Source organism: Acetobacter sp. AN02 (assembly GCF_029759835.1).
In the GTDB taxonomy this organism is placed as follows: Bacteria; Pseudomonadota; Alphaproteobacteria; order Acetobacterales; family Acetobacteraceae; genus Acetobacter.
Genome location: NZ_JAJJND010000169.1, coordinates 1 through 1880, shown reverse-complemented (window position 1 = coordinate 1880; position 1880 = coordinate 1). Strand labels below are relative to the sequence as shown.

General features: G+C 50.7%; 1 protein-coding gene. It reads left to right on the top strand.

Annotated features, from left to right (window positions below):
* The first annotated feature begins 744 nt into the window (after positions 1-744).
* Positions 745-1854, top strand: a complete 1110-nt coding sequence (locus LOC54_RS12140) for a hypothetical protein (RefSeq protein ID WP_279314038.1) — start codon at positions 745-747, stop codon at positions 1852-1854.
* Positions 1855-1880 lie beyond the last annotated feature (26 nt).

Here is a 1880-nt window from a genome sequence, read left to right as displayed (position 1 = left end):
CGAACAACCTTGGCGCATCATGTCAATCGGACTGCGCAATTGGGCGCATAGGTTATAGCAATCAATGGTTGGTATTACGTAGCAGAATCTCGGGTTTCGTATCCTTGCCCCGGATCCCGGACATCATGCGGCTGCGGACCGCCGGAGAGACAATGTCAATCAATGGGACGAACTCTCACGCAGGCTGATGAAAGTTCCTTTCTGCGCTCCGGATATTTAGTGCTCTGCATGATGTCCTGACATAGGAGAAAGAAAAATGGCCAGTTCACGGAGGACAAGATAGAAACGAGCAGAGACGCTTATCGATCCGAGTTATGGCCAATGCAATTGCTCATGAAGATAAAAATACTTTTAAATTTAGGCTCAGGCCTTGCATCCAGAACATGATGGTTGCTGCGAGGTCGATGGCTGAAAGAATACTGTCGGGAATCTGTCATAGCAGGTTGGGACCTTCTGCCAGTCCTAGAACTCGGGCCCCGATGCTATCACAAGGGTCATTGCGGTCTGAGCCGTGCCGCATTTTGCGGCCGCTAATTCTAACATGCAATGATTTATGTCTGTTTCAGAAAACTCAGCGCTGCGCACCAGCGGCTTACGCCTCACAATAGTCATTACGCACCTCTGAGGGACTTCCCGATAGCGGACACTGGATGAAAAGGATAGAATCGAAATACCCACCCCCGCACCATTTAGGCATCTACAATACGGGAAGGGTCTTCATAGACTGTTAGGAGGTGATGTCGCGTGGAGATTGAGACATACTTCGGAAATGTCGGACAGCTAGCTAATATTGCCGTGCAAACCGGTGTTGCTGTTCATAACCTCATCGAGAATCCAGGCTGTTATGCGGATATTGTCGACCCGTCGATTGCCTTCCGCGAGGGCATGTTGAGTTCCGAAGAGGTAAATGCGCTGAGCGGCTATCTAGCAATTGGCTTCTTTGCTGGTCGATTGCGTCGGGAACGTCTCGCTGCATTCGCGATGACTTTCGAAATCGGACGCGAAGTGACGCGGCTAAAAGTTGAAAGGCAGTGCCAACGCTACGATTCAACACAGCCTTTATTCCAAGGCGTACCTTCGCTTTTCGACCATATCCGGCGGCGGGATAACGGCAGCTATGACTATGAACTCATCGACCGGAGAGCTGTTAACTCCGTATCCGGCAGCGAGATCTATCGTGCTGGCAACGGCTTTACGAGGCTATGCCCTTTCCTGAGTCCGGGAATCATTAACTGGGCTCAAAAAGAGTGGCCTAAGGCGCCTATCTTTCTTCGGCTCGATGCCGACGTATTCTCGGCCACGCAGCCGCTACAACTGCTGACCGAAGCGACCTTGGTGCCTGCAAATCCACGATGGTTAAAAGATTTTAGCCTGCGTAAAGGCATGAAGGATTTCGCATCCTATGAACTGTTGGATCGTCCCTTGTCACAGGGGCAAGCGGAATATTGGGACTACCACGTGCGACACCTACGGCGGCTGGAAGTCTATGTTGAGCGCCGGGACGACAATTATCTTACAATGATGATTGAGGAACTGCCGCGGGACGATGACCCAAATAGTTTGATGGTTGGCCGTTGCATCCACCTTGATACATGCGACCCTGCGCATACGCCGCTCGGCGAGGTGCAAATACAGCATCTCGATTTAGCTATAAATGTCTATTCAGACCAGGATCGGCAGAAGCGCTTTTCTCAGAGCCTTCAGTACGGGAAAGTTCAGGATGCGACCTTCCGAACGCATCTGTTTCGCATCGAGAAGGCACCTTTTGTCTCACTATTCACCTTCTGCGAGATGTTCCTGGAATCTAATACCAACCGTTTCTTGATCAGACTCACGGGGTACCCATTGGGCTAAAAATGTGATTCACAGGATGCTGATCA